The organism is Achromobacter sp. Marseille-Q4954 (assembly GCF_943737025.1).
GTDB lineage: Bacteria > Pseudomonadota > Gammaproteobacteria > Burkholderiales > Burkholderiaceae_B > Achromobacter > Achromobacter bronchisepticus_A.
In genome coordinates this window covers 2,500,605-2,526,441 of sequence record NZ_CALSFQ010000001.1, presented here as the reverse complement: position 1 = coordinate 2,526,441, position 25,837 = coordinate 2,500,605, and the positions used below count along the sequence as shown (strand labels likewise).

The following is a 25,837-nucleotide window of genomic DNA, read 5'->3' as shown; positions in this document are numbered from 1 at the left end:
CGCCGCAATTCAGCGCGAGAAGCCGCGCGCCGAAATCTCCCAGATGTCCTGCACCACGCCGTCCTCGAACACGACCAGTCCGTCGTGCAGGTTAAAGGTCGGGTCCACGTGCGCAGGCACCAGACGCAGCACGCTGCCCAATACGGGCGCCGTGGCACCGGGTTCCACACGCACCACGCTGTGCTCGTCGTTGATGGCGGTGCAGGTCAGGCCGGACTCGCCGTAAACCGCGGGCGGGCCGCACTCGGCGGAGGCCGATTTGAGGCCGGCGTCCAGCACTACACGGTCGGGCGTGGGCGTGCTCATCACGGTGGACAACAGGAACAGGCTATTCTGGAAATTGAGCGGGCCGCCCCATTCGTTGGCGCCGTAGTCGCCATCCATGAAGGCATAGGATCCGGCCTGCAATTCGGTGTAGACGCCGCTGGCGGCGTCGAACTCCACGCTGCCGGTGCCGCCGCCGGTAATGGTGTCGCAGGCGATGCCGCTTTCACGCAGTAGCTGCGCGTAGGAAGCTGCGATGCGCGCGGCCTGGCGGGAGACGGTGGCGCGTTCTTCGCGCGTGCGGTAGTGCTGCACCGACCCGTGATAGGCCTGCAGGCCCGCGAAGTTCAAACCGGGCAGCGCGCGCGCCTGCTGCGCCAGCGCCAGGACGGTGGCGTCGTCGGACACGCCGCAGCGGCCCTGGCCCACGTCCACTTCCACCAGCACGTCGATCTCGGCGCCAGCCTGCACCATGGCGGCCGACAACTGCGCCAGGTTCTGGGCGTTGTCCACGCAGACGCTGATCTTGGCGGCGCGCGCCAACTGGCCCAACAGCGTCATCTTGGCCGCGCCGACGACTTCGTTGCTGATGTGGATGTCGCGGATGCCGGCGGCCACGAAGGGCAGGGCTTCGCTCACCTTCTGGCAGCAGATGCCGCGCGCCCCCAATGCCACCTGCCGCAATGCAATCTGCGGGCACTTGTGGGCCTTGGCATGCGGCCGCAGCGCCACTTCGTGGCGATCAGCCCAGGCCTGCATGGCGCGCAGGTTGGCTTCGAAGGCGGTCAGGTCGAGCGCCAGGCTGGGCGTGTCGACGCGGGCTAGGGGATCGCCCGGCTGGGCGGCGGGGGGCAGCGCAATGCCGCGTATGACTTCCTGGGACATCTTGGAAACTCCGTTATCAGCACTGCAGGGATGTAACCGCACACCATAACCAAAGCGGGACCACCCATAACCTTGGGCGATGCGACCCCCTGGAAAACCATAGCCCTGTAATCATTGGCTACAGGGGGTGGGCATGACAGAATTTCATCATAAAGAAAGCCCCCGAGGGGAGGCAGATTTTTGCCGGGGGAATTCGCCCATCGGCAGAAATCACATTACTGATACCCGTCAGCAAGAATTCGGAGAAGCTCGCATGAAACTCAAGACCTGGATCACCGCCCTGACCATCGCGGCAGCCGCCGTCGGCGCCGCCGGTTCGGCGCAGGCCCAACAGTTCTTCCGCATCGGCACCGGCGGCACCGCCGGCACCTACTATCCCGTGGGCGGCATCATCGGCAACGCCGTGTCGCAACCGGGCAAGCTCATCGCCACCGCGGTGGCCTCCAACGGCTCGGTCGCCAACATCAACGGCGTCATGGGCGGCTCGTTCGAAGCGGGCTTCACGCAATCCGACGTGGCCTTCTGGGCCTATAGCGGCACCGGCACCTTCGAAGGCAAGCCCAAGGCCCAGGACCTGCGCCTGATCGCCACGCTGTACCCGGAAAGCATCCACCTGGTGACGCGCAAGGGCTCGGGCATCAAGGGCGTGGCCGACCTGAAGGGCAAGCGCGTGTCCATGGACGAGCCGGGCTCCGGCACCCTGGTGGACGTGCGCCTGATCCTGGGCGCCTACGGCCTGACCGACAAGGACATCAAGGCCGAATACCTCAAGCCCAACCAGGCTGGCGACAAGCTCAAGGACGGCGGCCTGGACGCGTTCTTCTTCGTGGGCGGCGCCCCCGCCGGCGCGATCGCCGAACTGGCCTCCACCGGCAATATCGAACTGGTGTCGCTGGTCGGCCCGGAAATCGACGCGCTGCGCGGCAAGCAGGAATTCTTCACGCCTGACGTGATCGCCGCCAACACGTACCAGAACATTCCTGAAGTGAAGACCATTTCGGTCAACGCACAGATGGTCACCTCGGCCAAGATCCCCGACCAGGTGGTGTACGACGTGACCAAGGCGCTGTACAGCGACGCCACGCGCAAGACGCTGGATGCCGGCCACGCCAAGGGCAAGCTGATCACCAAGGAAAACGCCGTCAAGGGCGCGGGCATCCCGTTCCACCCGGGCGCGGAGAAGTTCTACAAGGAAGTCGGCCTGCTCAAGTAAGCGAGCCGGGACTTCTTTCACGGATAGATCACGGCGCAGTCTGACCCGCCGTGTTTGAGCAGGGCCGCCACGAGCGGCCCTGCTTGCTGCATCACCAGAGACTCACCGCGATGGAAATTGACCACGAGAAAACCCAGCAGCTGGCGGAAAAGTATGACTCGGAAATCCGCTTCCGGCCGCTGGACAAGACGGCCACCTGGATCGTGTCGGGCCTGCTCGTCACCTTGTCCCTCTTTCATTACTACACGGCCGGCTTCGGCCTGTTGCGCGAAGCCACGCACCGCGGCGTGCACCTGGCCTTTGTACTCAGCCTGATCTTCCTGGTGTTCGGTTTTTCCAAGTCGCACTACCAGCGCCAGCCCAAGTCCACCTGGTACTCGCCCGGCGGCATTCCGCTGTACGACTGGATCATCGCCATCGCGCTGGCGCTGTCGGTGCTGTACATCCCCTACATCTTCGAGGATCTGGCGTTCCGCGTGGGCAATCCCATGCCGATGGACGTGCTGATGGGTTCCATCCTGCTGATCGGCCTGTTGGAAGCCACGCGCCGCGCCATGGGCTGGCCGCTGCCCATCATCGCCATCGTGTTCATGGCGTATGCCATGTTCGGGCCGTATTTCCCGGGCCTGCTCAAGCATGCCGGCAACACGTGGTCGCAGGTCGTCAACCACATGTACCTGACCAGCCAGGGCGTGTACGGGGTGGCGGTCGGCGTGGTCGCGACCTACGTCTTCCACTTCGTGCTGTTCGGCGTGCTGGCCACCCGCATCGGCCTGGGCCAGCTGTTCCTGGACGTGGCCTCGACGGTCGCCGGACGCTATGCCGGCGGGCCGGCCAAGGTGTCGGTGTTCGGTTCGGCCATGTTCGGCATGCTGTCGGGGTCGTCGGTGGCCAACGCGGTCACGGTCGGCTCGCTGACCATTCCGGCGATGATCCGCATCGGCTATCCGCGGCACTTCGCCGCGGGCGTGGAAGCGGCCAGCAGCACGGGCGGGCAGATCACGCCGCCCATCATGGGCGCGGCCGCCTTCCTGATGATCGAATTCCTGGGCATTCCGTACCAGCAGATCGCCATCGCGGGCATCTTCCCGGCCTTCCTGTACTTCTTCGGCATGTTCATGCAGGTGCACTTCGAGGCCAAGCGTGAAGGGCTGCGCGGCCTGACCGAAGAAGAAATGCCCAAGCTCAAGCAGTCGTTCAAGATGCGATGGCCGACGCTGATCCCGCTGGTCCTGCTGATCGGCGTGCTGGCCAGCGGCCGCACGCCCTACCTGGCGGCGTTCGCCGGCATCACGGGCTGCATCGTGGTGGGCCTGCTGAATCCGTTCCAGCGGCTGCGCCTGCGCGACCTGTACGAAGCCTTCGAGACCGGCGCCAAGTACGCGCTGGCAGTGGGCGCGGCCGCGGGCACCGTGGGCATCGTGATCGGGGTGGTGACGCTGACCGGCGTGGGCTTCAAGATCTCGTACATCGTGATCTCGGCCTCTCAGGCGCTCGCCGGCGGCGCGGCCATGATCATTCCGGACGCGCTGGCCAACATGCAGACGTTGACGCTGATCGCGGCGCTCATCATGACCGGCATCGTCTGCATCCTGATGGGCTGCGGCGTGCCCACCACGGCGAACTACCTGATCATGGTGGCGGTGGCCGCCCCGACGCTGGTGCAGCTGGGCGTGCAGCCGATCGCGGCGCACTTCTTCGTCTTCTATTTCGGCATCCTGGCGGACATTACGCCGCCCGTGGCGCTGGCGGCGTATGCGGCGGCCGGGATGGCCGGCAGCGATCCATTCAAGACCGGCAACACGGCCTTCAGGCTGGGCATCACCAAGCTGATCGTGCCGTTTGTGTTCGTGTTCTCGCCGTCGCTGCTGATTTCGGTGCAGGGTTTCACCTGGTACGACTTCTTCGTGACGCTGTTCGGCTGCATGGTCGGCCTGGTGCTGCTGTCGGCGGCGTTCTCGCGGTTCATGCTGGTGGGCATGAAGAGCTGGGAGCGCTGGCTGTGCACCATCGGCGCCTTGCTGACCATCCTGCCGGGCCTGACCAGCGGCTTGATCGGGCTGGCGATCTGCATCCCGGTATTCATGCGCCAGCTGGCTCAGCTGAAGCTGGAAAGCGCCCCCAAGGCCGCCTGACCAGCGGCCCGGATACAAAAAGGGGCGGATCTGCAGGGTCCGCCCCTTTTTGCTCCGAATCATGAATATTGGCAGCTTTTAAGGTGAAAATGTGTGCACATTAGCGCAGGGTGACTCCATACAACATTCCACCCTCCGGCCGGTTGCCCACCCCTATAAATCAGCGTAAAGTAAAATTCATGTTTGCTGGTCTGCCGATATGCGGGCCGACTGTGCAAACAGGCACAAAACTGCGCCATATGTTCGATATCCTGGTTTATCTGTACGAGAATTACTACACGCCGCAAGCCTGTCCTGCGGCCGACGTGCTCGCAAAGCGGCTTGCCGCCGCCGGTTTCGAGCACGAAGACATCGACGACGCCCTCGGCTGGCTCTACGGCCTGGCCGAAACCACCGAACGCTGCGTCGATCTCGCCCAGGCCCCCGCCACCGGCACCCGGATCTACACCGACAACGAATACCAGCAGCTCGGCACCGAATCCATCGGCTTCATCGCCTTCCTGGAATCGGCCGGCGTGCTGCCCGCGCCCTTGCGCGAGATCGTCATCGACCGGGGTCTGGCGTCGCCGGAAACGCCCGTGCCGCTGTCCAAGATCAAGATCATCGCCCTCATGGTTCTCTGGAGCCAGGAAGCCGAGATCGACAATCTGGTCCTGGAAGAGCTGCTGGACGAGGACGGCACGCGCTTGCTGCATTGAACGGTATCCGCGTCGCTTGATGCCGTTACTCCTTACCCGCGCGCCGCGCCGCGCGGGCGTCCCATCGTGAATTACGTCGGCCGCTTCGCCCCCAGTCCCAGCGGCCCGCTGCATGCGGGCTCGCTGGTTGCCGCGCTGGCCAGCTGGCTGGACGCGCGCGCCCATGGCGGACGCTGGCTGCTGCGCATCGAAGACGTGGACACGCCGCGCACGGTGCCGGGCGCGGCCGAGGTCATCATGGGCCAGTTGAAGGCGCTGGGCCTGGACTGGGACGGCGACATCATGTGGCAGTCGCGCCGTAATGACGCCTACCAGGCCGCCTTCGACTCGCTGGCCGCGCGCGGCCTGATCTACGGCTGCGGCTGCACCCGGCGCGAAATCGCGGATTCGGCGCTGCGCGGCCAGACCGCGCCCGGGGCCGACGGCGAACGGCCGTATCCCGGCACCTGCCGCCACGGCTTGCCACCAGGCCGCGAGGCCCGCGCCTGGCGCGTGATCATGCCGGAAGGCGTGGAACATTTCGTCGACCGCTGGCTGGGGCCGCAGGAACAGGACGTGGCGCAGGCGGTGGGCGACATCGCGCTAAGGCGGGCTGACGGCCTGTGGGCGTACCAACTCGCCGTAGTGGTGGACGACGCCGCGCAAGGCGTGACCGACGTGGTGCGCGGCGCGGACCTGCTCAGTTCCACCGCGCGCCAGCGCGTGCTGGGCCGGCTGCTGGGCCTGCCACCGGTGCGCTACCTGCACGTGCCGCTGATCCTGGACGCTTCCAGCGGCCTGAAACTGTCCAAGCAGAACGGCGCCCCGCCCATCGACACCGGCGCGCCCCTGGCGGCGCTGATGGCCGCCTGGCGCGCCTTGGGCTTCGACCCCATCGATGCCGCGGACCGCGGTCATTTCCTGCGGGAAGCCACCGCGCGGTGGGCGCGGCGCTTCCCGCTGCCCGCCGCTACAGCGGCTTGAGGTCCTGGTCCAGCATCCGGACGAGCAGGGCCTCGCCGTTTTCCGCCACGCGCAACTCGCCGTACTTGGCGACCTGATAGCGCTCGGCCTGGCCTTCCGGGAAGAAATAGGCGTTGGTCACGATGCGCACGCTGTTGTCGCGGATGCGGTAACGCAGCGGCACTTCGGCATCGGTATGCGGGTGCGTATCGGGCTGGATGCGTAGCGGCTGCCCAACGCCGCGAGCGTCCGTCTGCAGCATGACATAGCCGTCCGGCTCGTAACCCATGACGGAGTCCTCGGCTTCGGGACGCTCGCCGCCCAGCCGCAGGCGCGTGACTTCCCGGCTGGCCGCGAAGTTCAGCGCCATGTAGTCGCCTTGCATCAGCGAACGGGGATCCACCGGAGCCAGTTCCAGGATGACCACCTTGCCCGACGCCAGCAGTTTTTCACGCTGCCAGATGCCGCCGTTGGCGACCGCCAGCACCAGCACCAGGCCGCCCAGGATGGCCAGCGTGCGCCAGCGCAAGGGCGCCGACACCGGCGGCAGGGCCCCGCGTCGGCTGGGCGCGATGGTGCGCATCAGGCGCGGCACCAGCCACACCAGGGCGCGCAACACGAACAGCAGCACCGCGGCGCCGCCCAGCCACAAGGCCTTTTGCAGCAGCGGCACGTCCAATTGGTAGTAATAGACACCCAGATAAGCCAGCAGGCTGATCACCGCGAACACGACCAGGCGGAACTGGTTCAAGCCGAAGCCCAGCAGCAGCCAGGCCAGCGCGAAACCCACGCCTGGACTGGGCAGCCAGAACAGGGACAGGATCAGCAGAGCTATCGGGACACCCCAGGTGACGCCCGCAGTCAGTACATGGCGGCGGGGCCAGAGCACCGCGAAGGCGGCCGCGACGGGCAACAGCGCTCCCGCAATGACCAGCACGGCCGTGTGCGGATTCAGCTGCCACATGGCGGGCAGTTGCTGGGCGGAGATGCCCCCGGCCAGCCATACCATCCCTTGCACCGACAGCAGGAAGGCCCAGGCCAGCGGTTGCAGCGCATGGGCGCGCTTGCCGCCCAGGCGGTGGCTCAGGCTGAAGATGACGGCGGTGGCCCAGGCGCCGGTCACGGCAATGGGCAGCCACACAAAGGTCGCGCGCATGGCGTCGAAGCCCAGCCATGCGTCCAGCAGGTCTTCGCCGCTCAGGTCGGGCGACAGGCCGCGCCAGATCAAGCCCGCCCCCGCCGCGGCAATCAGCAAGCCGCTCAGGAAGCGCAGGATGACGTCGGGTCCGACGGCATAGACCGTAGCCGCCATCAGCAGCACGAACACGCAGGCGCTGGCGAACGAGGTCGAGCTGGATAGCCCGAAGATGATCAGGATTTGCCCTGCGAAGGCCATGGCCGTGCCGCACTGGCGCCAGAACGGGCCAGCATCGCTGCGCAGCACCGCCACACCGGCCGCGCAAAGCACCAGCCCGGCCACCAGCGCGCCGCTTTCAGAGGTAATAAAGCCCGAGAACGCGATGAACACCAGTAGCAGCACAGTCGAAAGCCAGGCGCTCAGGCCCAGCAGGCACTGCACGTACCAGGGCGGATCCGCCTGCGGCGCCGGAGCGGGCGCCAGCTGCGCGACCGGCGCGCTGGCGTCGGCCGGGTCCACCGAGTTGCCGGCCGAAGCCGCAGCCGGTTCGGAATCGGCGGCCGCGGCCACCGCCGTCTGCGGGTCGCCGGCAAGCCGGCGCAGCCAGCGCGCGGCCAAGACGGCCTCGGCCATGAGCAGCGCCGCCAGCGGCAGGGCCGCCCAGACGCCGGGCTCCAGGCGCAGCAGCCATTCGCCCGCCACCCGCAGCGACACGCAGATGACGCCGGCGGCCAGCATGGCCAGGATGATCAGGTCGCGCCGGCCCTTCTGATAATAGAAGCCCAGGCCCAGGGTCACCGCGACCCAGGCGATGCCGTTATAGAGGCCCAGGCCGCGGCCCAGGAAGTCGCCAAGCATCTGGGTCAGCACCAGCACGCTGATTGCCAGGGCGGCCAGGACCCGCGGACCGACCAGGGTGCTGGCGCGCCAGCGGCGGGCAGCCAGCTCCCAGCCCAGCAGCAGCACCAGGTTCAGGCCGGCCATCATCAGGCCGGGCACGCCCGGGCCGCCGAATATCAGCACCCAGGAGAACACCCGCTCGCCCAGCCACAAGGCCACCGCCACGTTCAACACCAGTGCCCATAGCAGCCAGACGGCCTGGCTGCCGGCGGCCAGCGCCCAGGGCAGCAGCAGCAGCGCCCACCAGGCGAACAGTTCCCAGGTATCAGCGCCAGTCTGGTAAGTTTGGCCTAGTAATGCGAGCAGCGCGCCCAGGAGGATGCCGGCCAGGGCGAGCAGGGCGCCTGGTATGGTGCGGCGCACGCCAGGACTCGCCCGCAGGCGCAGTCCGGTCCAGGCAGCGGCCAGCGCGCAAACCGCCAGGAGGCCCTGGATACCGGCGAAACGCTGGATTTTGGTCATGTCCTGCCAGTTGGCCGCGACCCAGCAAACCGCCGCGCTGCCCAGCAGCAAAACACCTAGCCAGAGGGTGCTGCGCGCCAGAAATTGACGCCAGGCGTGTAGTTCGGATCCCGCTTGTCTTTCAGTGCCGACTTGCATCTGGCGAATCTCCGATCTTATTATCCGCGCTACTACGGCGGGACTGCCGCCACTGGATACACATGAATAAAACGCTGATTATTGCCGAGAAGCCCTCGGTAGCCCTCGATATATCACGCGCCTTGGGAGGCTTTGCGCGCGAGGGCGACTATTTTGAAAGCGAACGTTACGTCCTCGCGTCCAGCATAGGCCACTTGCTGAGCTTGGTCGCGCCCAACGATCCGGTCAAGGGAAAATGGAGCTTCACGCACCTGCCCGTGATTCCGCCCGAGTTCGAACTGGGCCCCACCGACAAGAAATCGGCCGAACGGCTCAAGCTGCTGGTCCGCCTGGCCAAGCGCAAGGACGTCGACGCCATCATTAACGCCTGTGACGCCGGGCGCGAAGGCGAACTGATCTTCCGCTACATCATTCAGTACGCGGGCGTGAAGAAGCCGATCCAGCGCCTCTGGCTGCAGTCGATGACCCAGGCCGCCATCCGCGAAGCCTTCGCCAACCTGCGCGACGACGTCCAGCTCAAGCCGCTCGAAGCGGCCGCCCGCTCGCGCGCCGAAGCCGACTGGCTGGTGGGCATCAACGGCACCCGCGCAATGACCGCCTTCAACAGCAAGGACGGCGGCTTCTTCAAGACCCCGGTCGGCCGGGTGCAGACGCCCACGCTGGCCATCGTGGCCGAGCGCGAGGAGCGCATCCGCCGCTTCGTGCCGCGCGACTACTGGGAAGTGCGCGCCACCTTCGTGGCGGCCGCCGGCCTGTACGAAGGCCGCTGGATCGACCCGGAATTCAAGAAAGACGACCGCGACCCCGAAAAGCGCGAATCGCGCCTGTGGTCGCAGGCTGCCGCCCAGAGCGTGGTGGCTGCCTGCCGCGAACAGCCCGGCAGCGTCACGGAAGAATCCAAGCCGTCGACCCAGATGTCGCCGGCCCTCTACGACCTGACTTCGCTGCAGCGCGAGGCCAACGGCCGTTTCGGCTTTTCGGCCAAGACCACGCTGGCGCTGGCGCAGACCCTGTACGAACGGCACAAGGCGCTGACCTACCCGCGTACCGATTCGCGCTACCTGCCCGAGGACTACATCAACACCGTCAAGGAGACCATGCGCGCATTGGCGCAGGGCGGCTCCAATGCGGTGGGCGGCCTGGCCCGCCACGCCGGCACGGTGGTCAGCGAAAACTGGGTCAAGCCCAACCGCCGCATCTTCGACAACAAGAAGGTGTCGGACCACTTTGCCATCATCCCCACGCTGCAGATCCCGCACGATCTGAGCGAAGCCGAGGCCAAGCTGTACGACCTGGTGCTCAAGCGCTTCCTGGCCGTGTTCTTCCCCGCCGCGGAATACCGCGTCACCACCCGCATGACCGAAGTGCAGGGGCACCGCTTCCGCACCGACGGCAAGGTGCTGGTCAGCCCGGGATGGCTGGCCGTCTACGGCAAGGAAGCCCAAGGCGAAGACGCCAACCTGGTGCCTGTGGCGGACGGCGAGACCGTGCGCACCGAGGACGTGGAAGCCGTCGGCCTGACCACCAAGCCGCCGGCGCGCTTTAACGAAGGCACGCTGCTGTCGGCCATGGAAGGCGCGGGCAAGCTGGTGGACGACGAGGAACTGCGCGAGGCCATGTCCGAGCGCGGCCTGGGCACGCCGGCCACGCGCGCCGCCATCATCGAAGGCCTGCTCAACGAAAGCTACCTGCGCCGCGAAGGCCGCGACCTGGTGCCCACCGCCAAGGCGCGTCAGCTGATGACGCTTTTGTCCGGCCTGGACGTGACCGAACTGACTTCGCCGGAACTCACCGGCGAATGGGAACACAAGCTCAAGCAGATCGAGCAGGGCGGGCTGGGCCGCGAGGCCTTCATGCGCGAGATCGCGCAGATGACCCAGGTCATCGTCAAGCGCGCCAAGGAATACGAGCGCGACACGGTGCCGGGCGATTACGCCACGCTGCAGACGCCGTGCCCCAAGTGCGGCGCCGTGGTGAAGGAAAACTATCGCCGCTTTGCCTGCACCGCCTGCGACTTCTCCATCGGCAAGCACCCGGGCGGCCGCACCTTCGAGCTGCCCGAAGTGGAAGAGCTGCTGGCCAAGCGCGAGATCGGTCCGCTGCAAGGCTTCATCAGCAAGATGGGCCGTCCGTTCGCCGCCATCCTGCGCATCAGCGACGAGTACAAACTGGAATTCGACTTCGGCCAGAACGACGAGGACGACAGCGAGGCCGTGGACTTCTCCGGCCATACGCCGGTGGGCTCCTGCCCCAAGTGCCAGTCGCGCGTCTTTGAGCATGGCATGAGCTACGTCTGCGAGAAATCCGTCGGCCCCGAAAAGAGCTGCGATTTCCGTTCGGGCAAGGTCATCCTGCAGCAGGAGATCTCGCGCGAACAAATGGAAAAGCTGCTGACCAACGGCCGCACCGACCTGCTCGACGGCTTCGTCTCCAGCCGCACCAATCGCAAGTTCAAGGCCTTCCTCGTCCGCCAGCCGGACGGCAAGATCGGCTTCGAATTCGAGCCGCGTCCTGAAAAACCGGGCCGTGCGCCGGCCAAGACGGCTGCCAAAACCGCGACCAAGACCGCTGCGAAAAAGGCGCCGGCCAAGAAGGCCGCGGTGAAGAAGACCGCGACCAAGACGGCCACGAAGACGGCCGTCAAGAAAGCGGTGAAGAAGGCGGCGCCGAAAAAAACCGCCGCGTAAAACGGGCGCGGCGCCTGGCGCGCCGCCTCCCGACCATCGCGCACAACGCCCGGGCAACCGGGCGTTTTCCATTGTTGGACGCCAGTGGCTGGGGTATTGTCTACGCCAAACCGCTGCAACCAGACCTATACCGAGGACGACATGAGCAACAGCCCCGACTTCACCACCCGCCGCCGCGTGCTGGCCGCCGCTGGCGCGCTGGCCGGCATCAGCCTGGTCAATGGCCGCGTCGCGTTCGCGCAGCCCAAGCTGGGCCGCGTCGTCTACGGACAGGGCAGCATCGACCCGTTCTTTGCCGCGGGTTATGTCGCGCTGAAGAAAGGCTACTTCGGCGAGGGCGGGCTGGAAGTCGAATACCTGAACTCGCAGAGCGGTCCGCGCACCAACCAGCTGCTGGCCGCGGGCCAGATCGCGTTCGGCGCCACCGCCGCCACGGCCGCCCCCGCGCTGACGCTGGCCGGCAAGCCCGCCACGCTGGTGTTCGGCTTTGACCGCAAGCTCACCTACGCCAACGTCATCGTGCGCCGCGAAGACTTCGAAAGCGGCAAGATCAAATCGTTGAAGGACCTGGCCGGCAAGCGCGTGGGCGCGACCCAGCCGCAGTCCAGCACCTGGCTGATGGCGCTGTACCTGATGCAGAAGGCCGGCGTGGCCGACAAGGTGGACATCCGCCCGCTGGGCGACCTGGCCACCATGCTGGGCGCGCTCAAGACCGGCTCCGTGTCGGCCAGCATGGCCACCATGTCCATGATGGAACAGGCGCAGCAGGAAGGCTGGGGCGTGCCCATCTTCGACGCCACGACTGAAAGCTCGTGGAACGAATTCATGGGCGGCGACGTGCCCGGCATCGCGGCCCTGACCTTGCAGGACACCATCCAGAAGCGCCCCGAAGTGGTGCAGGCCTTCGTCACGGCGCTGGTCCGCGCGCAGGACTTCATCAGCGCCAACAGCGCCGCGGCCGTCACCGACGCGATCTACGACGATTACCTGAACGCCTTCCCGCGCGCGGCCATCGAGAAGACGCTGGGCGTCTACAAGGAAACGGTGTTCCTGAAGGACAACATCATCACCCAGGACGCCTATGACCGCATGACGGCCATCATGGGCGACGGCCGCCAGTTCTCCAATGACGAGATCAAGACCGTGCCCTACGACCGTTGCGTGAACATGAGCTTCGTGCGCCGCGCGCGGGGCCTCTGATGATCACGCTGGACAAGGTAGGCAAGGCCTACCAGACCCGCCAGGCGATCACGCACGCGGTAGGCGAGGTCAGCCTGACGATCCCGGAAGGCGAGTTCGTCTCCATCGTCGGGCCGTCCGGCTGCGGCAAGAGCACGCTGCTGAACATGATCGCGGGGTTTCTGCGCCCGACCACCGGCACGATCCGCGTGGACGGCCGCGTCGTGGACGGACAGGTGCCGCCGGCCCTGGGCTACATCTTCCAGAAGGACACGCTGCTGCCCTGGTTCAACGTGAGGAAGAACGTGGCGCTGGGTCTGAAGTTCCAGGGCGTGGCCGCCGACAAGATCGAGCGCCGCGTGGCCGAGCTGCTGGAAATGGGCCACTTGAGCCAGTTCGCCGACGCCTTTCCGCACCAGCTATCGGGCGGCATGCGGCGGCGCGTGGCGCTCTTGATGAGCCTGGCGGTCGAGCCGCGCATCCTGCTCCTGGACGAGCCCTTCGGCGCGCTGGACACGCACACCAAGACCCACCTGCACCGCGAGCTGATCGAGATCTGGCGCAAGCTGGGCCAGACCATCGTCATGGTCACGCACGACCTGGACGAGGCCATCCTGCTGTCGGACCGTGTGGTGGTGCTGTCCGGGCCGCCCAGCCGCGTGCTGCTGGACGAGCGCATCGAGATCCCGCATCCGCGCGATGTGTTCACGCTGCGCGAAACGCCGCAGTTCGTGACCCACGTGCAAAGCCTCTGGAGCGTGCTGGGACAGCAGTTCCGCGCCGCCGCCTGAATCCCTACGCGTCATGACCACCTCTTACTCCGCCGATTCCCTGCAGGACCAGCTGCGGCTGGACCGCCGCGCCAGCATCGCGCGCCGGCTGCGCATCACCATGTGGCAGGTGCTGATCCTTGCCATCATCCTGGGTTCCTGGGAAATACTCACGCGCATCCCCTGGTTCGCCCAGAACACGCTGTTCGATCCCTTCTTCATCAGCCAACCCTCGCGCGTGGCCGTGCGCCTGTGGGAATGGCTGCAGCCCGGCCCGCGTTCGGTCTGGCCGCACCTGTGGCTGACCTTGCAGGCCACCATGGTGGGACTGCTGGTGGGCGTGGGCAGCGGCTTCGTGGTGGGCATGACGCTCAGCCGCAGCCGCTTCCTGGCCGACGTGTTCAACCCCTTCATCGTGGCCTTCAACTCGATGCCGCGCATCGCGTTCGTGCCGCTCATCACCATGTTCTTCGGACTGGGCCTGGCTTCCAAGGTGGTGACGTCCTGGTTCGTGGTGTTCTTCCTGGTGTTCTTCAACACCTACAAGGGCGGACGCAGCGTGGAACGCGAGCTGGTGGACTTCTGCCGCACGCTGGGCGGTTCGCCGCGCCAGATCCTGTGGCGGGTGCGCATCCCGACCGCGGCCGCGTGGACCTTCGCCGCCTTGCCGAATGCCATCAGCTTCGCGCTGATCGGCGTGGTGCTGGCGGAGTTCGTGGGGTCCACGACGGGCATGGGCTATCTGATGATCACCGCGCTGGCGACGCTGAACGCCACCGACATGTTCGCGGCGGTGACGCTGCTGTCCATCGTCGGCATCGCGCTGGTTTATTGTGTGACCTGGCTGGAACGCCGGCTGCTGCATTGGGCGCCGGAGTTCCGGGAATAGGTAGATCTCCCGCAGCGTTGCGCGCTTCCCCCGGGGAGCGCCGCTGCGGACCGGCGGAGCCGGATCCGCGCGGCCCTGATTGAGACCAAGCACTTTGGACGACTGACATGAACACGCTGCCGTATCTGCGCAACTTCGACCTGACGGGACAAGTCGCCCTGGTGACCGGCTCGGCCCGCGGGCTGGGCTTCTGTATCGCACGCGCGCTGGCCGGCTGTGGCGCACGCGTGCTGATCAACGGCCGCAACGCCGAAGCCGTCGCGGCCGCGGCGGCTGAATTGACCGCCGCCGGCCTGGACGCGCATCCGCTGCCATTCGACATCAGCGACGACGCCGCGATGGAACGCGCTTTCCAGGACATAGACCGCGACCACCGCCGCCTGGACATCCTGGTGAACAACGTCGGCGCGCGCAACCGCAAGACGCTGCGCGACACCAGCCCCGCCGAAATCCGCGAGCTTATCGACACCGACATGGTCGCCGGCATGCTGCTGGCCAAGTTCGCCGCCGAACGCATGGTGCGCCAGGGCAGCGGCCGCATGATCGCGATCACTTCGGTGGTAGGCGAACTGGCGCGCTCGGGCGATGCGGTCTATCCCGCGGCCAAGCAAGGTTTGACGGGCATGGTGCGCGCGCTGGCGGCGGAATTTGGCGGTCACGGCATCACCAGCAACGCCATCGCGCCTGGCACCTTCGCCACCGAGACCAATGCCGCCATGGTGGCCGACCCCGACGTGGGACCGCGCATCGCCACACGCAACCCCATGGGACGTTGGGGCGAACCGGAGGAAATCGCGGGCGCCGCCGTGTTCCTGGCGTCGCCCGCGGCGTCATACGTGAATGGACACGTGCTGGTGGTGGACGGAGGCTTGTCGATCCAGTTCTGATGCAGGGTGCTGGGCTGCACAGGCAGCCCAGCGGCGGTCAGGTCGTCTCGTCCTGATACCAGACGCCCTCGGCCAGCATCATCTTCTGATGCCCGTGCCCCGCAGGCATCATCGGGAAGCAGTTCTCCTGCGCCGTCACGGCCACGTCCAGGAAGTAGGGGCCGTCGTGCGCCAGGCACTCGGCCAGCGCGGCGTCCAGCTGCGCCGGATCATCCACGCGCGCGGCGCCCCAGCCAAAGGCGCGGGCCAGCGCCACGAAGTCGGGAAGCGAGGCGTTGTAGCTGTGGCTGTAGCGCCCGCCATGAATCAGCTCCTGCCATTGCCGCACCATGCCCATGTAGCCGTTATTGCACAGCACGACCTTGACGGGCGTCTGGTGCTGCATGGCGGTGGACAGTTCCTGGATGTTCATCAGCACCGACGCGTCGCCGCTGACGCAGACCACGGTCTTGTCCGGATGGGCGACCTGCGCGCCGATGGCGGCAGGCACGCCGTAGCCCATGGTGCCGGCGCCGCCCGAGGTCAGCCAGCGGTTGGGCCTGTCGAAGCGCAGATACTGCGCGGCCCACATCTGGTGCTGGCCCACGTCGGTGGAGACAATGGCGTCGCGGTCCGCCAGCGCCGCATTCAGGCGCGACATCAGATGCTGCGGCAGGATCGCGTCGGCGGCCGGGGTATAGCCCAGGCAGTCCTGGGCGCGCCAGGCGTCGATGCGCTTGTACCAGGGCGCCAGCCGCGCTGCGTCCATGGGATCGTCGCCGAGTTCGGCGCGCAGGGCGCGCACCAGCGGCAGGCAATCGCCCACCAGCGCCACGTCCACGCGCACCACCTTGTTGATGGAAGCCGGGTCGATGTCGATGTGGATCTTGCGCGCATGCGGGCAGAACTCCGACAGCTTGCCGGTAATGCGGTCGTCGAAACGGGCGCCGATGCAGACCACCAGGTCCGCGTTATGCATGGCGAGGTTGGCCTCGACCGTGCCGTGCATGCCCAGCATGCCGACGAACTGCGGGTCGGACGCGGGGAATGCGCCCAGGCCCATCAAGGTCAGGGTGCAGGGCGCGCCGGTATGGCGCACCAGATCCGTAAAGGCCTCGCAAGCCTCGGGACCGGCGTTCACCAGCCCGCCGCCGCCGTAGAAGATGGGGCGCTTGGCCTGGGCGATCAAGGCGGCGGCGCGGCGCACGGCCGACTGCGGCAGCTTGGGAGCCAGCTTGCCCGCCTGGCGGCGCGCGCGCAGCGCGGCTAGCTTCTGTTGCGAGGGCACGGCATCGTCGTCCGCGTCGCGCGGCACGGCCAGCTGCACGTCCTTGGGGAAATCCAGCAGCACCGGGCCGGGGCGGCCCTGGCGGGTCAGCTCGAAGGCGCGGGCCGTCACCGCGGCCACGTCGTCCACCGAACGGACCTGCGTATTCCACTTGGTCACGGAGCGCGAGATGCCGATGGCGTCGCATTCCTGGAAGGCGTCCGTGCCGATGGCGGCCGTGGCGACCTGGCCGCTGATGCAGAGCACCGGGATCGAGTCGCACATGGCATCCAGCAGGCCGGACGTGGTGTTGGCCATGCCCGGGCCGGACGTGACGAAGACCACGCCGGTGCGGCCGGTGCTGCGGGCGTAGCCCTCGGCGGCGTGCACGGCAGCCTGCTCGTGGCGCACCAGCACGTGACGCAGGCGCGGCTCGGCGTACAGGGCGTCGTACAGCGGCAGCACCGCGCCGCCGGGGTACCCGAAAATGGTATCCACGCCGCACGCGATCAGCGTATCGAGCAGAATTTTCGCCCCGTTATCGGCGGGGCGTTCAGTGGCGGCAAGCGCGGCGGCGGCGGTGGGGTGCAGGCGATCGTTCATGCTATCTATCTTATTCGTAGATCGGAAGAATATTTATCTTCTTTTCCACGGATAACCGATGAACGGAGTAAATTTATCTTTGATTTTAAGGAATCAAAGAAAATGAACCTGGACAAGTTTGATCTCGCCATACTCAAGGTGCTGCAGGACAACGCGCGCGCCAGCCTGAACGACATCGGCGCGGCCGTGGGCCTGTCGTCCACACCGTGCTGGAACCGCATCAAACGCATGGAAAGCGCCGGCGTGATCCGCGGCTATACCGTCGACATCGATCCGGCCAGCCTGGGTTTCATGGACACGGTGATCGTGCACGTCACCCTGGAAAGCCACAGCGAGGAAACGCTGTACGAGTTCGGCCGGGCGCTGGCGCAGATCCCCGAGGTGCTGGAGGCCTTCCTGGTCTCGGGCGACTACGACTATTACATCCGCATCGCGGTGCGCGACACCCGCGACTACGAGCGGCTGCTGCGCGAACAGCTCTACCGCATCCCGGGCATCCGGCACAGCAAATCCTGCTTCGTGCTGCGCCGGTTGAAGGAAACCAAGCTGCCGCTGACCGGATTGGCGGAATAGGCGCGCGTTAGCGCAGCACGAAGTCCACCGGCACGGCGGGCTCGGGCAGGGGCCGCACGCCCAGTCCTTCCAAGAGGTCGATCTCGATCACCCGGGCCAGCGCCGACAGCGGCAGGTCGTTTTCGTCGGAGCCGAAGGGATCTTCCAGTTCGTCGCCCACCGCGTCCAGGCCGAAGAAGGTATAGGCCACGATGGTGACGGCCGCCGGCATCATGTATTCCAGCGTCCCCACCAGGCCGAAAGGCAGCAGCAGGCAGAACAACCAGGCCGTGCGATGCAGCAGCAGCGAATAGGCGAAGGGCGACGGCGTGAACTTGATGCGCTCGCAGGCCGCCTGGATGGCGGCGCAGGCAGCCACGCGCTGGGTCAGGGCCTGGTACAGAATGTCGCTCAGCTCGCCGCGCCGCAAACAGGCCGCCAGGTCGCGGTTGATGGCCATGAGCAGGGCGTCGGGCACGTTGCGGCAGCCGTTGAGGGTCTCGGCCTCGTCCTGCTGCACCCAGGGGCGCGCGGCGCTGGCCATGTCTTCCTGCCGCAGCCGCGCCGCCAGCGCGTAGCCGAAGCCGATGCAACGGCGCACGATGCGTTCCTGCACCGGGTTGGCGGTGCTGGCCGCCAGCAGCACCGCGCTTTCGCGCGCCAGGCTGCGCGCCTGCACGATCAGCTCGCCCCATTGCTTGCGCGCTTCCCACCAGCGGTCGTAGCAGACGTTGTTGCGAAAGCCCATGAACACGGACAGGGCCAGTCCGAACAACGAAAACGGCACCGCCGACAGATGCGCGGGCGAAAACCATTCCTGGTGGTACATCCACACCACGAAGCAGGACAGCGCCGTGATGACGAGGATGCGGCTGAGGATCCGCGGGATGATGGACCCGCGCAAGACAAAGAACAAAGCCAGCGCGGAAGGACGCGGACGGACAATCATGGTGCTAACCGAAGGAACGAGGCGGCGCACACTATACGCCTGTCGAGCTGTCAAAAACGCGCCGATATAATTCTGTTTCGTCTCACCGCCACTTCCACCGAGCAATGACCACCGAAGACACCCCGATCAAGCCCTGGCATGTCGTCCGCCGCTCCAAGCTGCACGGCAACGGCGTCTTCGCCGCGCGCAAAATTCCCGCGGGCACGCGCATCATCGAGTACGGCGGCGAGCGCATCAGCGCCAAGGAAGCCGACCGCCGTCATCCGACCAATCCGGACGATCCCTTCCACACCTTTTTCTTCGCGCTCAGCTCCGGCCGCGTGATCGACGGCGGCGACCAGGGCAACGACGCGCGCTGGATCAACCATTCCTGCCAGCCCAACTGCGAGGCCCAGGAAGGCAAGCACGGCAAGCGCGTCTACATCGTCGCGCTGCAGGACATCCCGCGCGGCACCGAACTCTCGTACGACTACGGCCTGGTGCTGGACGGCCGCATCACCAAGAAGCTGAAGGAAGGCTACCGCTGCCTCTGTGGCACGCCGCCGTGCCGCGGCACCATGCTGGCGCTGCCGGCCAAGAAGAAAAAGAAAGCGGACGCGCCCGAGGCCGCCGAAACCGTCGCCTGAGCATCGGCGGGGTCCGACCCCGCTCACGCCGAAGACCCCAGACGCGGCAAGCGTATTCCAGGCCCCGCTCCGGACAGGCGTACAATCCGTCAGGTCGTTAACACGACATGCAGTACGTCTTCAGGGCGGGGTGCAATTCCCCACCGGCGGTATGCCATGCAATGTGGCGAGCCCGCGAGCGCCCGGCGTCCTTTGTGGACACCGGGGTCAGCAGATCTGGTGAGATGCCAGGGCCGACGGTCATAGTCCGGATGAGAGAAGATGTGCCGGCACAACGGTAGCACCGGGCGCACCTGCGCCCGGACTGCCGTATTGCGTTCGGCTGTCGAGTAGCCCTGAAACGTTTTTCGCCCCTTTCAACTTGCGAGAGCGTTTCAAATGTCCAACGTTACCCTTACCCCGCAGTCCCCCATCCCCAGCCTGGCTTCTCAGCCTTTCGCCGCTCGCCTGCAGCGCGCCCTGCATCATCTGCGCCTGGGCCGACCCGTCATTCTCATGGACGACTTCGACCGCGAGAACGAGGCCGACCTGATCGTGGCCGCCGACAAGCTGACCGTGCCGGTCATGGCGCAGCTGATCCGCGACGGCAGCGGCATCGTTTGCCTGTGCCTGCCCGGCGAAACCCTGGACCGGCTGGAACTGCCGCCCATGGTCCAGCGCAACCAGAGCCGCTTTGCCACCGCCTTCACCGTTTCCATCGAAGCGCGCGAAGGGGTCAGCACCGGCGTATCGGCCGTGGATCGCGTCACCACCATCCGCGCCGCCATCTCGCCGTCGGCGCAGAGCGAAGACATCGTCAGCCCGGGCCATGTGTTCCCGCTGCGCGCCCAGCCGGGCGGCGTGCTGACCCGCCGCGGCCACACCGAAGGCTCGGTGGACCTGGCCGTGCTGGCCGGCCTGCGTCCGGCCGGCGTACTGTGCGAACTGATGAATGCCGACGGCACGATGATGCGCGGCGCCGCGCTTGAGCGCTATGCCGCGCAGCACGGACTGGTGGCGCTGACCATCGCCGAACTGGCAGACCATCTGCAACAACTGAAGGACGGCCAGGCCGAAGCGATCGACGACGAAGTGCTGGAGATGGCCGCGACGGTCTGATCTTTGTGCAGGCGGCGCCGAAGCTGGCGCCGCCATTTTTTACCTCCGCGTCCTGAGCGCCATGGCCACGACCATCGCCGCCAGCGCGCACGCGCCGCCCATCGCATACACCGCGCCATAACCTTGCTCGCCGGCCAACCAGCCGGCAGCCGGGCTGCTCAGACCCAGAGCCACGTCCAGGAAGGCCACATACGCGCCCATGGCCGCGCCCCGGCTGGCCGCGGGTACGCGGCGCACGGCCTCGACGCCGAAGGCGGGAAACGCCAGCGAGTAGCCCGCGCCCGTCAGCAGCGCACCGGCAAAGGCCCATGCCGGCGTGGTTCCAGTCCAGATCAGCCACTGCCCCGCCGCTTCAATCAGCACGCAGACGAGCGCCACGCGCGCGCCGCCCAGCTTGTCCGGCAAGCCGGCAAAGAACACGCGCGCCAGAATGAAGCCCGCGCCGAACGCGGTGAACATCCACGCCGCGCCGTCCCAACCGCGCTGCGAAAACAGCAGGCTCACGAACGCGGTGATCACGCCGAAACCAACGCTGGCCAGGGCCAGGCCCGCGCCGGGCAGCAGCACCAGACCCAGCACTTTGTAGAAAGGCGTGCGCACGCCCCCCGCCGCGCGTACCCCGCGCAGCGGCAGCACCAGCGCCAGGGCCGCCAGCGGAATCAGCGCCGTGGCCCAGGCAATGCCCGCAAAGCCCGTGACGCCGTAGAGCCGCATGCCGGCGGGCGCGCCCAGCGCATAGGCGGCGTAGATCGCCACGCCGACCCAGGCCATCACGCGGCCCGCGTTCTGCGGCCCCACGCGGCCCACGCCCCAGCTCAGCGCGCCAGTGACGATAAGACTTTCGGCGCAGCCCATGAGCGCGCGTCCGGCCAGCAGCGCGGCCAGTGCCGCCTGCGGCCGCGCCGACAGGTCGTCGGCCAACAGATAGAACAGGCCCGCGATGGAGCCCAGCACAAAACCGCCCACCACCGCGCGCTTGGCGCCGCGGCGGTCAGCGAGCGAGCCCGCGTAGGCGCGCGACAGCAAGGCGGCGGCGAACTGCAGGCCGGCCACCACGCCAACCACCAGCGCGCCCAACGCCAGCGTGCCGTCTACATACAGAGGCAGCACCGGCATGGGCAGGCCGATCATGAAGAACCCGACGAATACCGCCAGCGCCAGCGGCAGCACTTGCGCGAAAACGGAGCGCACGGGCCCCTGGGCCGCGGGCATGGCCCCGGCCGTCGATGAATGCGACATTGAATTTCCTTAAGTGAGAGATGCGCAATCCGGAACCAGTTTGAAAACCGCCGATGGCATAATCGCCGTGTGCGGGCGATGAACCGGATTGCCTGCTGGAAATTTTATGAGCCGTTGCTCATATTCGATACTCGCCTTTCACAGTACCCATGACTGCCATCCCACAGCCCCGGAAATCGCCGCGTCAGCTCAGATCCCAGCACACCGTAGAGACAATTTTGCAAGCCACGGCTCGCGTTCTGGCGACCCATGGCTATGCTGGCACCAATACCAATCTGATCGCGGAGACGGCCGGCGTCAGCGTCGGTTCGCTGTATCAGTACTTCCCCAACAAGAACGCCCTGATCGCGGCGCTGCATAACCGCCACGACAACCAGATGCTGGACGTGATAGACGCGGTCCTGGACAGCAATCCCGCGGCCACGCTGCGCGAACGCGTCGCGGCCATTGTCGAAGCGATGCTGCACGCCCACATGCTGGAGCCCGCGCTGCACCGCGTGCTGGAAAGGGAGTTTCCGCTGTTCGACCAGCCGCACGAGCACAGCCGCGCGGATCAGGATATCCACAGGCGCATGCGTCATCTGCTGGAACTGCATCGTGCCGAAATCGCGCAGCAGGACCGGGATCTGGCGACCTATGTGGTGTTGCGCATCATGGAGTCGCTGGTGCATGCCGCAGCGCTGGAGCCGCCCGCGGGATTCTCGACGCGGCAGCTGGAACAGGCGGTGGTCGACGCGGTGATGGGGTATCTGGGCGAGCCGGCCGCGCGTCCCGCGCCGCGCAAGACGGCGAAGACTGCGCGCCGCTAGCCGCGCAATGGTTCGGGGCCGTCAGCGCCCCGGTTCGCGGGCCATCTGCGCCAGGCAGTCGGCCGCGCTGCCCGTGACGATGCGGGCGCTGCACGCCAGCATCAGATTCAGGTTCAGGCCAAAGTCTTCCACGGTGTAGCCGTGCGCATCGACCATGCGCGATGCGCCGTCGTCTGCCGCCGCGCCCACCGCCACCTGATCGATCAGCGAACCGGCCTGGCCGGTATAGCCCCATACCGGCTTGCCGCAGGCGATGGCGTAGCCGACTTCGAAGGCCGTGCCGGAATCGGGTTCGGCGCCGCGGAACGGATTCAGGTTGGCCATCACCATGTCGGCGCGCCGTATCAGCGCGACGTTCTCGCGGTAGATCCATTGCGCCAGCGACGGACCCGATAGATCCTGCGGCGCCTCGTTGTCCAGCGGGAACAGGCCGTCGAACCCATAGGTGGCGCAGAGCGCCTTCAAGCGTTTTCCGTGCGCCGCCGCATCGGGCAGGAACACGTCGAAACCCGCCAGATATACGCTGCGCATGTTGGTTACTCCGGATCGGAAACGTTGAAGGCTTCGCCAGTGGCGAAGAAGGAGCCGCCGGCCACGTAATGCACCGAACGGCGCTCGTCGTCAGGGAAATGCCAGCGGTTGCCGGAAAACACTTCCGGCGCGGCCCACGCGGCCACGACTTCGCCGATGAAGAGATCGTAGGCCTGCTGATTGTGGGGCTCGGGCACGACGCGGCATTCCAGCCAGCCCAGGCAACCGCTGATGAGCGGCGCGCCGATCTTGCTGGCGGGGAACGTCGTCAGGCCGCTGGCCTGGAACTTGTCCTCGTCGCGCCCGGAATCGGTGCCCACCCGCAGCGTGGCGCGCGCCTGCGCACGCGACGGGATGCACAGCGCGAACTCGCCCGAAGCTTCGATCAATCCGCGCGTGTAGGTGTTCTTGTCCACCACCACCAGCATCTTGGGCGGACTGAAATCCAGGGGCATGGCCCAGGCGGCCGCCATGACGTTGCGCGCATCGCCATGAGCGCTGGTCACCAGCACCGTGGGGCCGTGGTTCAGCAGCAGATAGGCGCGGGACAGGTCTACGGGTTCGATGCTGGACATGCGGCGCTTCCTAGAACATGCCGTTCTTGTTGGCGGGGTTCTCGGGGATTTCCTGGCTAACGTCCCAGTGTTCCACGATCTTGCCGTCTTCCACACGGAAGATATCCATCACGGCCTGGCCGCGGTCTTCCGGCGAATCGCGCCACAGGTTGTGGATAAGCACCAGGTCGCCCTCGGCGATCACGCGCTTGATCTCGACGATGGACTGCGGATGCTGCTCGAAATAGGCGGGAAAGAAATCCACCAGGGGACCGACGCCGTCCTGCATATAGGGGTTGTGCTGGACGTAGTTCGGGCTGACGTACAGGCGCACCGCCTCGTCGACATCGCGGTCCTGGAACATCATGCGGAAGAACGCCACCACAAGGTCCTTGTTGGACTGAGGCGCTGCCGCGCTTGCCGGCGCGGCAGCCACACAGGTTGCGGCGACCAGCAAGCAAACGGCCAACGATTTCAACTTCATACGCATACGGGGCAAACTCAGGTATCGGAACGCCGGCTGGCGGTGCGCCAGTTTACAAACAAAAACATGGATCCCGGGCCTTGGCCCCCAATGAAAAGGGCCTCTTGCCGAGGCCCTTCGTGGTCCCGCCGACGGCCGGACTCAGTAGCCGACGGTGTAGCGGCGGCGCGAATGCTTGGGCGTCTCGAGTTCATCGACCAGCGCAATGGCATAGTCTTCCATCGAAATCCAGCTCTTGCCTTCGTCGTCGGCCAGCAGGGTGTCGTCGCCCAAACGGAACGTGCCGGTGCGCTCGCCCGGCTCGAACAGCGCCGAAGGCGACAGGAAGGTCCAGTTCAGCACTTTTTCATGGCGCAACGTGTCCAGGAACACCACGCCGGCGCGCGCTTCGGGCTTGTAGGCGTCGGGGAATTCGGCGGTGTCGATCAGCATCTTGCCGGGGGCGACCAGCAGGCTGCCCGCGCCGCCGACCACCAGCAGGCGCGGCACGCCCGCGTCCTTGACGGCGCTCAGGAGCGGCTTGGCGTCCGACGACACGAAGCGCGACGCGCTGATCACGGCGTCGTGGCCCTTCAGCAACGAGGTCAGCGCTTCGGGATCGGTGGCGTCGCCCTGCTTGATGGTCAGGCCGAGCTGCGGATTCACGTCGGACAGGTTGCGGGCGATGCCCGTGACCTGGTGGCCGCGCTTGAGCAATTCGTCCGCCACGCGCGAACCCACGCGGCCAGTGATTCCGATCAATGCAACTTTCATGGTCTTGCTCCTTGGGTAGGGGGAGCCAGGGCCGCCGCGACTTGCGGCGCAACACGTTTTGGCTCAGGCAAAGCCATACTATTCGTACAAATCCGATCGAAAAACCCGTAAAACCGGATGAGTTTTTTGCAATTTATGCACCAATACTTGGCAAACCCGCCCGCAACGGACCGAAGAGGCAGCCCTGCCGGCGTTTTCGCCGCCGTCAGACCAGTGTGCTCCCGACGGCCCCGCTTGAACAGGGGGCCGCCGGGAAGCGCAGCGATCAGGCCGCGGCGCGCTGCGCCTGATAGACCTGCAGATGCGCGTAAGCCGTGCGCAGGTAGGTCGCGTCCACGCCCAGGGTGCGGGCGCGCCGCACCATGTCGCCGACGATATGATCGGCCTCGACCGGCAGGCCCTGGCTCAGGTCGCGGAACATCGACGCGGTCACGGGCTGGGTGCGGTCCCCGATCACCTTGCGCGCCGAGGCGTCGGCCTCAGGCCGCACCGCATGGCCCGAGGCGGCGGCAACGGCTTGCGATTCCTGCAGCAGCCCGGTCATGATGTCGATGCCGTCATCAGAAGAGGCAATCTGCCCGATCGTGCCGCGCATCAGGCAGGTGGCGGCGGCCATCGTGGTCAGGAACACGTATTTCTCCCAGATGTCCTGGTAGATGTCGGCACTCAGGCGGCTGACGTATTCGCCGCCGGCCAGGGCCTGTTCCAGCGCGACGCAGCGTTGGCTGCGGGCGGGGCCGGCGCGCTCGCCGAAGACGATGTTGGCGTACTTGCCCAGATGCACCACTTCGCCCTCGGGACCCAGGGTGGCGTTGATCTGGCACAGTCCGCCCAGCACCCGGTGCGGCTCGAACTCGCGGTCCAGCACGTCGTACTGCAGCACGCCGTTCATGATGGGCAGCACGGCGGTATCGGGTCCGACCGCGGGGCGGATGGCCTCGATGGCGCTGGCCAGGTCATAGGCCTTGCAGCTCAGCACCACCACGTCGTAGCTGCCTTGCAGCGTCTGTTGCGTGACCAGCTGCGGCTGCAGCGTGGCGTCGCCCAACGGGCTCTTGATGCGCAGGCCCTGTTCGCGGATCCGCGCGGCGCGCGGCTCGCGCACCAGGAAGGTCACGTCCGCGCCCGCCTGAGCCGCCCGTCCGCCGAAGTATCCGCCGGTGCCGCCGGCGCCCAAGAACAACATCCGCATGCCTGTCTCTCCTT

The 25,837-nt window shown here is 66.6% G+C and carries 23 protein-coding genes and 1 riboswitch; of the genes, 13 read left to right on the top strand and 10 right to left on the bottom strand.

The genetic code is table 11. The features are described 5' to 3' along the window. Positions 1–9: 9 nt before the first annotated feature. Positions 10–1,149, bottom strand: coding sequence for a DSD1 family PLP-dependent enzyme (locus tag NGK62_RS11880; RefSeq protein ID WP_251878417.1), 1,140 nt, complete (start codon positions 1,147–1,149; stop codon positions 10–12). Between the two features lie 253 nt (positions 1,150–1,402). Between NGK62_RS11880 and NGK62_RS11875 the strand changes: the two genes are divergently transcribed. The 4 genes from NGK62_RS11875 (at position 1,403) to gluQRS (ending at position 6,158) form a co-directional block, all read left to right on the top strand. Then, complete coding sequence (locus NGK62_RS11875; protein WP_059376513.1) at positions 1,403–2,362, top strand: TAXI family TRAP transporter solute-binding subunit; 960 nt, start codon at positions 1,403–1,405, stop codon at positions 2,360–2,362. Positions 2,363–2,472: 110 nt separating this feature from the next. Then, positions 2,473–4,497, top strand: coding sequence for a TRAP transporter permease (locus tag NGK62_RS11870; protein ID WP_059376509.1), 2,025 nt, complete (start codon positions 2,473–2,475; stop codon positions 4,495–4,497). 239 nt (positions 4,498–4,736) lie between these two features. After that, positions 4,737–5,195 carry a Smg family protein gene (locus tag NGK62_RS11865; protein WP_042795808.1) on the top strand — a complete coding sequence of 153 codons (459 nt, stop codon included), beginning with the start codon at positions 4,737–4,739 and terminating at the stop codon, positions 5,193–5,195. Between the two features lie 66 nt (positions 5,196–5,261). Then, the gene (gluQRS, locus tag NGK62_RS11860) at positions 5,262–6,158 is read left to right on the top strand and encodes a tRNA glutamyl-Q(34) synthetase GluQRS (protein WP_251878415.1); all 897 of its coding nucleotides are present in this window, start codon (positions 5,262–5,264) and stop codon (positions 6,156–6,158) included. Here gluQRS and NGK62_RS11855 read toward each other — a convergent pair. After that, entirely contained in the window at positions 6,145–8,775 is a 2,631-nt protein-coding gene (locus NGK62_RS11855) for a GDYXXLXY domain-containing protein (RefSeq protein ID WP_059376505.1), read from the bottom strand. The genes gluQRS and NGK62_RS11855 overlap by 14 nt on opposite strands. Before the next feature lie 62 nt (positions 8,776–8,837). Here NGK62_RS11855 and NGK62_RS11850 point away from each other — a divergent pair, with 62 nt between their 5' ends. The 5 genes from NGK62_RS11850 (at position 8,838) to NGK62_RS11830 (ending at position 15,187) form a co-directional block, all read left to right on the top strand. Next, on the top strand, positions 8,838–11,462 hold the full coding sequence (locus NGK62_RS11850; protein WP_251878413.1) for a DNA topoisomerase III: 2,625 nt from the start codon (positions 8,838–8,840) through the stop codon (positions 11,460–11,462). 141 nt (positions 11,463–11,603) lie between these two features. Next, complete coding sequence (locus NGK62_RS11845) at positions 11,604–12,662, top strand: ABC transporter substrate-binding protein (protein WP_118932757.1); 1,059 nt, start codon at positions 11,604–11,606, stop codon at positions 12,660–12,662. Further along, on the top strand, positions 12,662–13,432 hold the full coding sequence (locus tag NGK62_RS11840; RefSeq protein ID WP_251878411.1) for an ABC transporter ATP-binding protein: 771 nt from the start codon (positions 12,662–12,664) through the stop codon (positions 13,430–13,432). The genes NGK62_RS11845 and NGK62_RS11840 overlap by 1 nt, the downstream gene beginning before the upstream one ends. 13 nt (positions 13,433–13,445) lie before the next feature. Next, the gene (locus NGK62_RS11835) at positions 13,446–14,300 is read left to right on the top strand and encodes an ABC transporter permease (RefSeq protein ID WP_059376487.1); all 855 of its coding nucleotides are present in this window, start codon (positions 13,446–13,448) and stop codon (positions 14,298–14,300) included. 107 nt (positions 14,301–14,407) lie between these two features. Next, positions 14,408–15,187, top strand: a complete 780-nt coding sequence (locus tag NGK62_RS11830) for an SDR family oxidoreductase (RefSeq protein WP_059376484.1) — start codon at positions 14,408–14,410, stop codon at positions 15,185–15,187. 37 nt (positions 15,188–15,224) lie between these two features. On the opposite strand, the gene ilvB is transcribed toward NGK62_RS11830, so the two are convergent. Continuing rightward, entirely contained in the window at positions 15,225–17,045 is a 1,821-nt protein-coding gene (gene ilvB, locus NGK62_RS11825) for a biosynthetic-type acetolactate synthase large subunit (RefSeq protein WP_251879580.1), read from the bottom strand. 93 nt (positions 17,046–17,138) lie between these two features. On the opposite strand from ilvB, the gene NGK62_RS11820 reads away from it, so the two are divergent. After that, a complete protein-coding gene (locus NGK62_RS11820) occupies positions 17,139–17,609 on the top strand; it encodes an Lrp/AsnC family transcriptional regulator (protein ID WP_013390823.1) in 471 nt (156 codons plus the stop codon). Between the two features lie 7 nt (positions 17,610–17,616). Here NGK62_RS11820 and NGK62_RS11815 read toward each other — a convergent pair whose 3' ends face one another. Continuing rightward, a complete protein-coding gene (locus tag NGK62_RS11815) occupies positions 17,617–18,537 on the bottom strand; it encodes a bestrophin family protein (RefSeq protein WP_059376476.1) in 921 nt (306 codons plus the stop codon). Positions 18,538–18,641: 104 nt separating this feature from the next. Between NGK62_RS11815 and NGK62_RS11810 the strand changes: the two genes are divergently transcribed. Beyond that, positions 18,642–19,163, top strand: coding sequence for an SET domain-containing protein (locus NGK62_RS11810; RefSeq protein ID WP_118932755.1), 522 nt, complete (start codon positions 18,642–18,644; stop codon positions 19,161–19,163). Between the two features lie 112 nt (positions 19,164–19,275). After that, positions 19,276–19,430: riboswitch (FMN riboswitch) on the top strand. A gap of 111 nt (positions 19,431–19,541) precedes the next feature. Continuing rightward, on the top strand, positions 19,542–20,261 hold the full coding sequence (ribB, locus tag NGK62_RS11805; RefSeq protein WP_088143601.1) for a 3,4-dihydroxy-2-butanone-4-phosphate synthase: 720 nt from the start codon (positions 19,542–19,544) through the stop codon (positions 20,259–20,261). A 39-nt stretch (positions 20,262–20,300) separates the two neighbouring features. On the opposite strand, the gene NGK62_RS11800 is transcribed toward ribB, so the two are convergent. Further along, complete coding sequence (locus tag NGK62_RS11800; protein ID WP_059376468.1) at positions 20,301–21,500, bottom strand: arabinose transporter; 1,200 nt, start codon at positions 21,498–21,500, stop codon at positions 20,301–20,303. 149 nt (positions 21,501–21,649) lie between these two features. On the opposite strand from NGK62_RS11800, the gene NGK62_RS11795 reads away from it, so the two are divergent. Next, positions 21,650–22,309, top strand: coding sequence for a TetR/AcrR family transcriptional regulator (locus tag NGK62_RS11795; RefSeq protein WP_059376463.1), 660 nt, complete (start codon positions 21,650–21,652; stop codon positions 22,307–22,309). A 21-nt stretch (positions 22,310–22,330) separates the two neighbouring features. Here the strand turns inward: NGK62_RS11795 and NGK62_RS11790 are convergent, their stop codons facing one another. From NGK62_RS11790 to panE, 5 genes are all read right to left on the bottom strand, one after another. Further along, entirely contained in the window at positions 22,331–22,840 is a 510-nt protein-coding gene (locus NGK62_RS11790; RefSeq protein ID WP_251878408.1) for a nucleoside 2-deoxyribosyltransferase, read from the bottom strand. 5 nt (positions 22,841–22,845) lie between these two features. Then, positions 22,846–23,415 carry a flavin reductase family protein gene (locus tag NGK62_RS11785; protein ID WP_054455727.1) on the bottom strand — a complete coding sequence of 190 codons (570 nt, stop codon included), beginning with the start codon at positions 23,413–23,415 and terminating at the stop codon, positions 22,846–22,848. A 10-nt stretch (positions 23,416–23,425) separates the two neighbouring features. Beyond that, positions 23,426–23,884, bottom strand: a complete 459-nt coding sequence (locus tag NGK62_RS11780) for a nuclear transport factor 2 family protein (protein ID WP_118932751.1) — start codon at positions 23,882–23,884, stop codon at positions 23,426–23,428. Positions 23,885–24,019: 135 nt separating this feature from the next. Then, positions 24,020–24,631: an NAD(P)-dependent oxidoreductase gene (locus tag NGK62_RS11775; protein WP_251878406.1), complete on the bottom strand. Its 612-nt coding sequence runs from the start codon at positions 24,629–24,631 to the stop codon at positions 24,020–24,022. Between the two features lie 265 nt (positions 24,632–24,896). Next, positions 24,897–25,823 carry a 2-dehydropantoate 2-reductase gene (panE, locus tag NGK62_RS11770; protein WP_251878403.1) on the bottom strand — a complete coding sequence of 309 codons (927 nt, stop codon included), beginning with the start codon at positions 25,821–25,823 and terminating at the stop codon, positions 24,897–24,899. Positions 25,824–25,837: the final 14 nt, after the last annotated feature.

Excerpts from the sequence above, each read along its gene's own strand:
- NGK62_RS11880 (WP_251878417.1), bottom strand. The coding sequence starts at position 1,149 with ATGTCCCAGGAAGTCATACGCGGCATTGCGCTGCCCCCCGCCGCCCAG.
- NGK62_RS11875 (WP_059376513.1), top strand. The coding sequence starts at position 1,403 with ATGAAACTCAAGACCTGGATCACCGCCCTGACCATCGCGGCAGCCGCC.
- NGK62_RS11870 (WP_059376509.1), top strand. The coding sequence starts at position 2,473 with ATGGAAATTGACCACGAGAAAACCCAGCAGCTGGCGGAAAAGTATGAC.
- NGK62_RS11865 (WP_042795808.1), top strand. The coding sequence starts at position 4,737 with ATGTTCGATATCCTGGTTTATCTGTACGAGAATTACTACACGCCGCAA.
- NGK62_RS11855 (WP_059376505.1), bottom strand. The coding sequence starts at position 8,775 with ATGCAAGTCGGCACTGAAAGACAAGCGGGATCCGAACTACACGCCTGG.
- NGK62_RS11850 (WP_251878413.1), top strand. The coding sequence starts at position 8,838 with ATGAATAAAACGCTGATTATTGCCGAGAAGCCCTCGGTAGCCCTCGAT.
- NGK62_RS11845 (WP_118932757.1), top strand. The coding sequence starts at position 11,604 with ATGAGCAACAGCCCCGACTTCACCACCCGCCGCCGCGTGCTGGCCGCC.
- NGK62_RS11840 (WP_251878411.1), top strand. The coding sequence starts at position 12,662 with ATGATCACGCTGGACAAGGTAGGCAAGGCCTACCAGACCCGCCAGGCG.
- NGK62_RS11835 (WP_059376487.1), top strand. The coding sequence starts at position 13,446 with ATGACCACCTCTTACTCCGCCGATTCCCTGCAGGACCAGCTGCGGCTG.
- NGK62_RS11830 (WP_059376484.1), top strand. The coding sequence starts at position 14,408 with ATGAACACGCTGCCGTATCTGCGCAACTTCGACCTGACGGGACAAGTC.
- NGK62_RS11820 (WP_013390823.1), top strand. The coding sequence starts at position 17,139 with ATGAACCTGGACAAGTTTGATCTCGCCATACTCAAGGTGCTGCAGGAC.
- NGK62_RS11815 (WP_059376476.1), bottom strand. The coding sequence starts at position 18,537 with ATGATTGTCCGTCCGCGTCCTTCCGCGCTGGCTTTGTTCTTTGTCTTG.
- NGK62_RS11810 (WP_118932755.1), top strand. The coding sequence starts at position 18,642 with ATGACCACCGAAGACACCCCGATCAAGCCCTGGCATGTCGTCCGCCGC.
- ribB (WP_088143601.1), top strand. The coding sequence starts at position 19,542 with ATGTCCAACGTTACCCTTACCCCGCAGTCCCCCATCCCCAGCCTGGCT.
- NGK62_RS11800 (WP_059376468.1), bottom strand. The coding sequence starts at position 21,500 with ATGTCGCATTCATCGACGGCCGGGGCCATGCCCGCGGCCCAGGGGCCC.
- NGK62_RS11795 (WP_059376463.1), top strand. The coding sequence starts at position 21,650 with ATGACTGCCATCCCACAGCCCCGGAAATCGCCGCGTCAGCTCAGATCC.
- NGK62_RS11790 (WP_251878408.1), bottom strand. The coding sequence starts at position 22,840 with ATGCGCAGCGTATATCTGGCGGGTTTCGACGTGTTCCTGCCCGATGCG.
- NGK62_RS11785 (WP_054455727.1), bottom strand. The coding sequence starts at position 23,415 with ATGTCCAGCATCGAACCCGTAGACCTGTCCCGCGCCTATCTGCTGCTG.
- NGK62_RS11780 (WP_118932751.1), bottom strand. The coding sequence starts at position 23,884 with ATGCGTATGAAGTTGAAATCGTTGGCCGTTTGCTTGCTGGTCGCCGCA.
- NGK62_RS11775 (WP_251878406.1), bottom strand. The coding sequence starts at position 24,631 with ATGAAAGTTGCATTGATCGGAATCACTGGCCGCGTGGGTTCGCGCGTG.
- panE (WP_251878403.1), bottom strand. The coding sequence starts at position 25,823 with ATGCGGATGTTGTTCTTGGGCGCCGGCGGCACCGGCGGATACTTCGGC.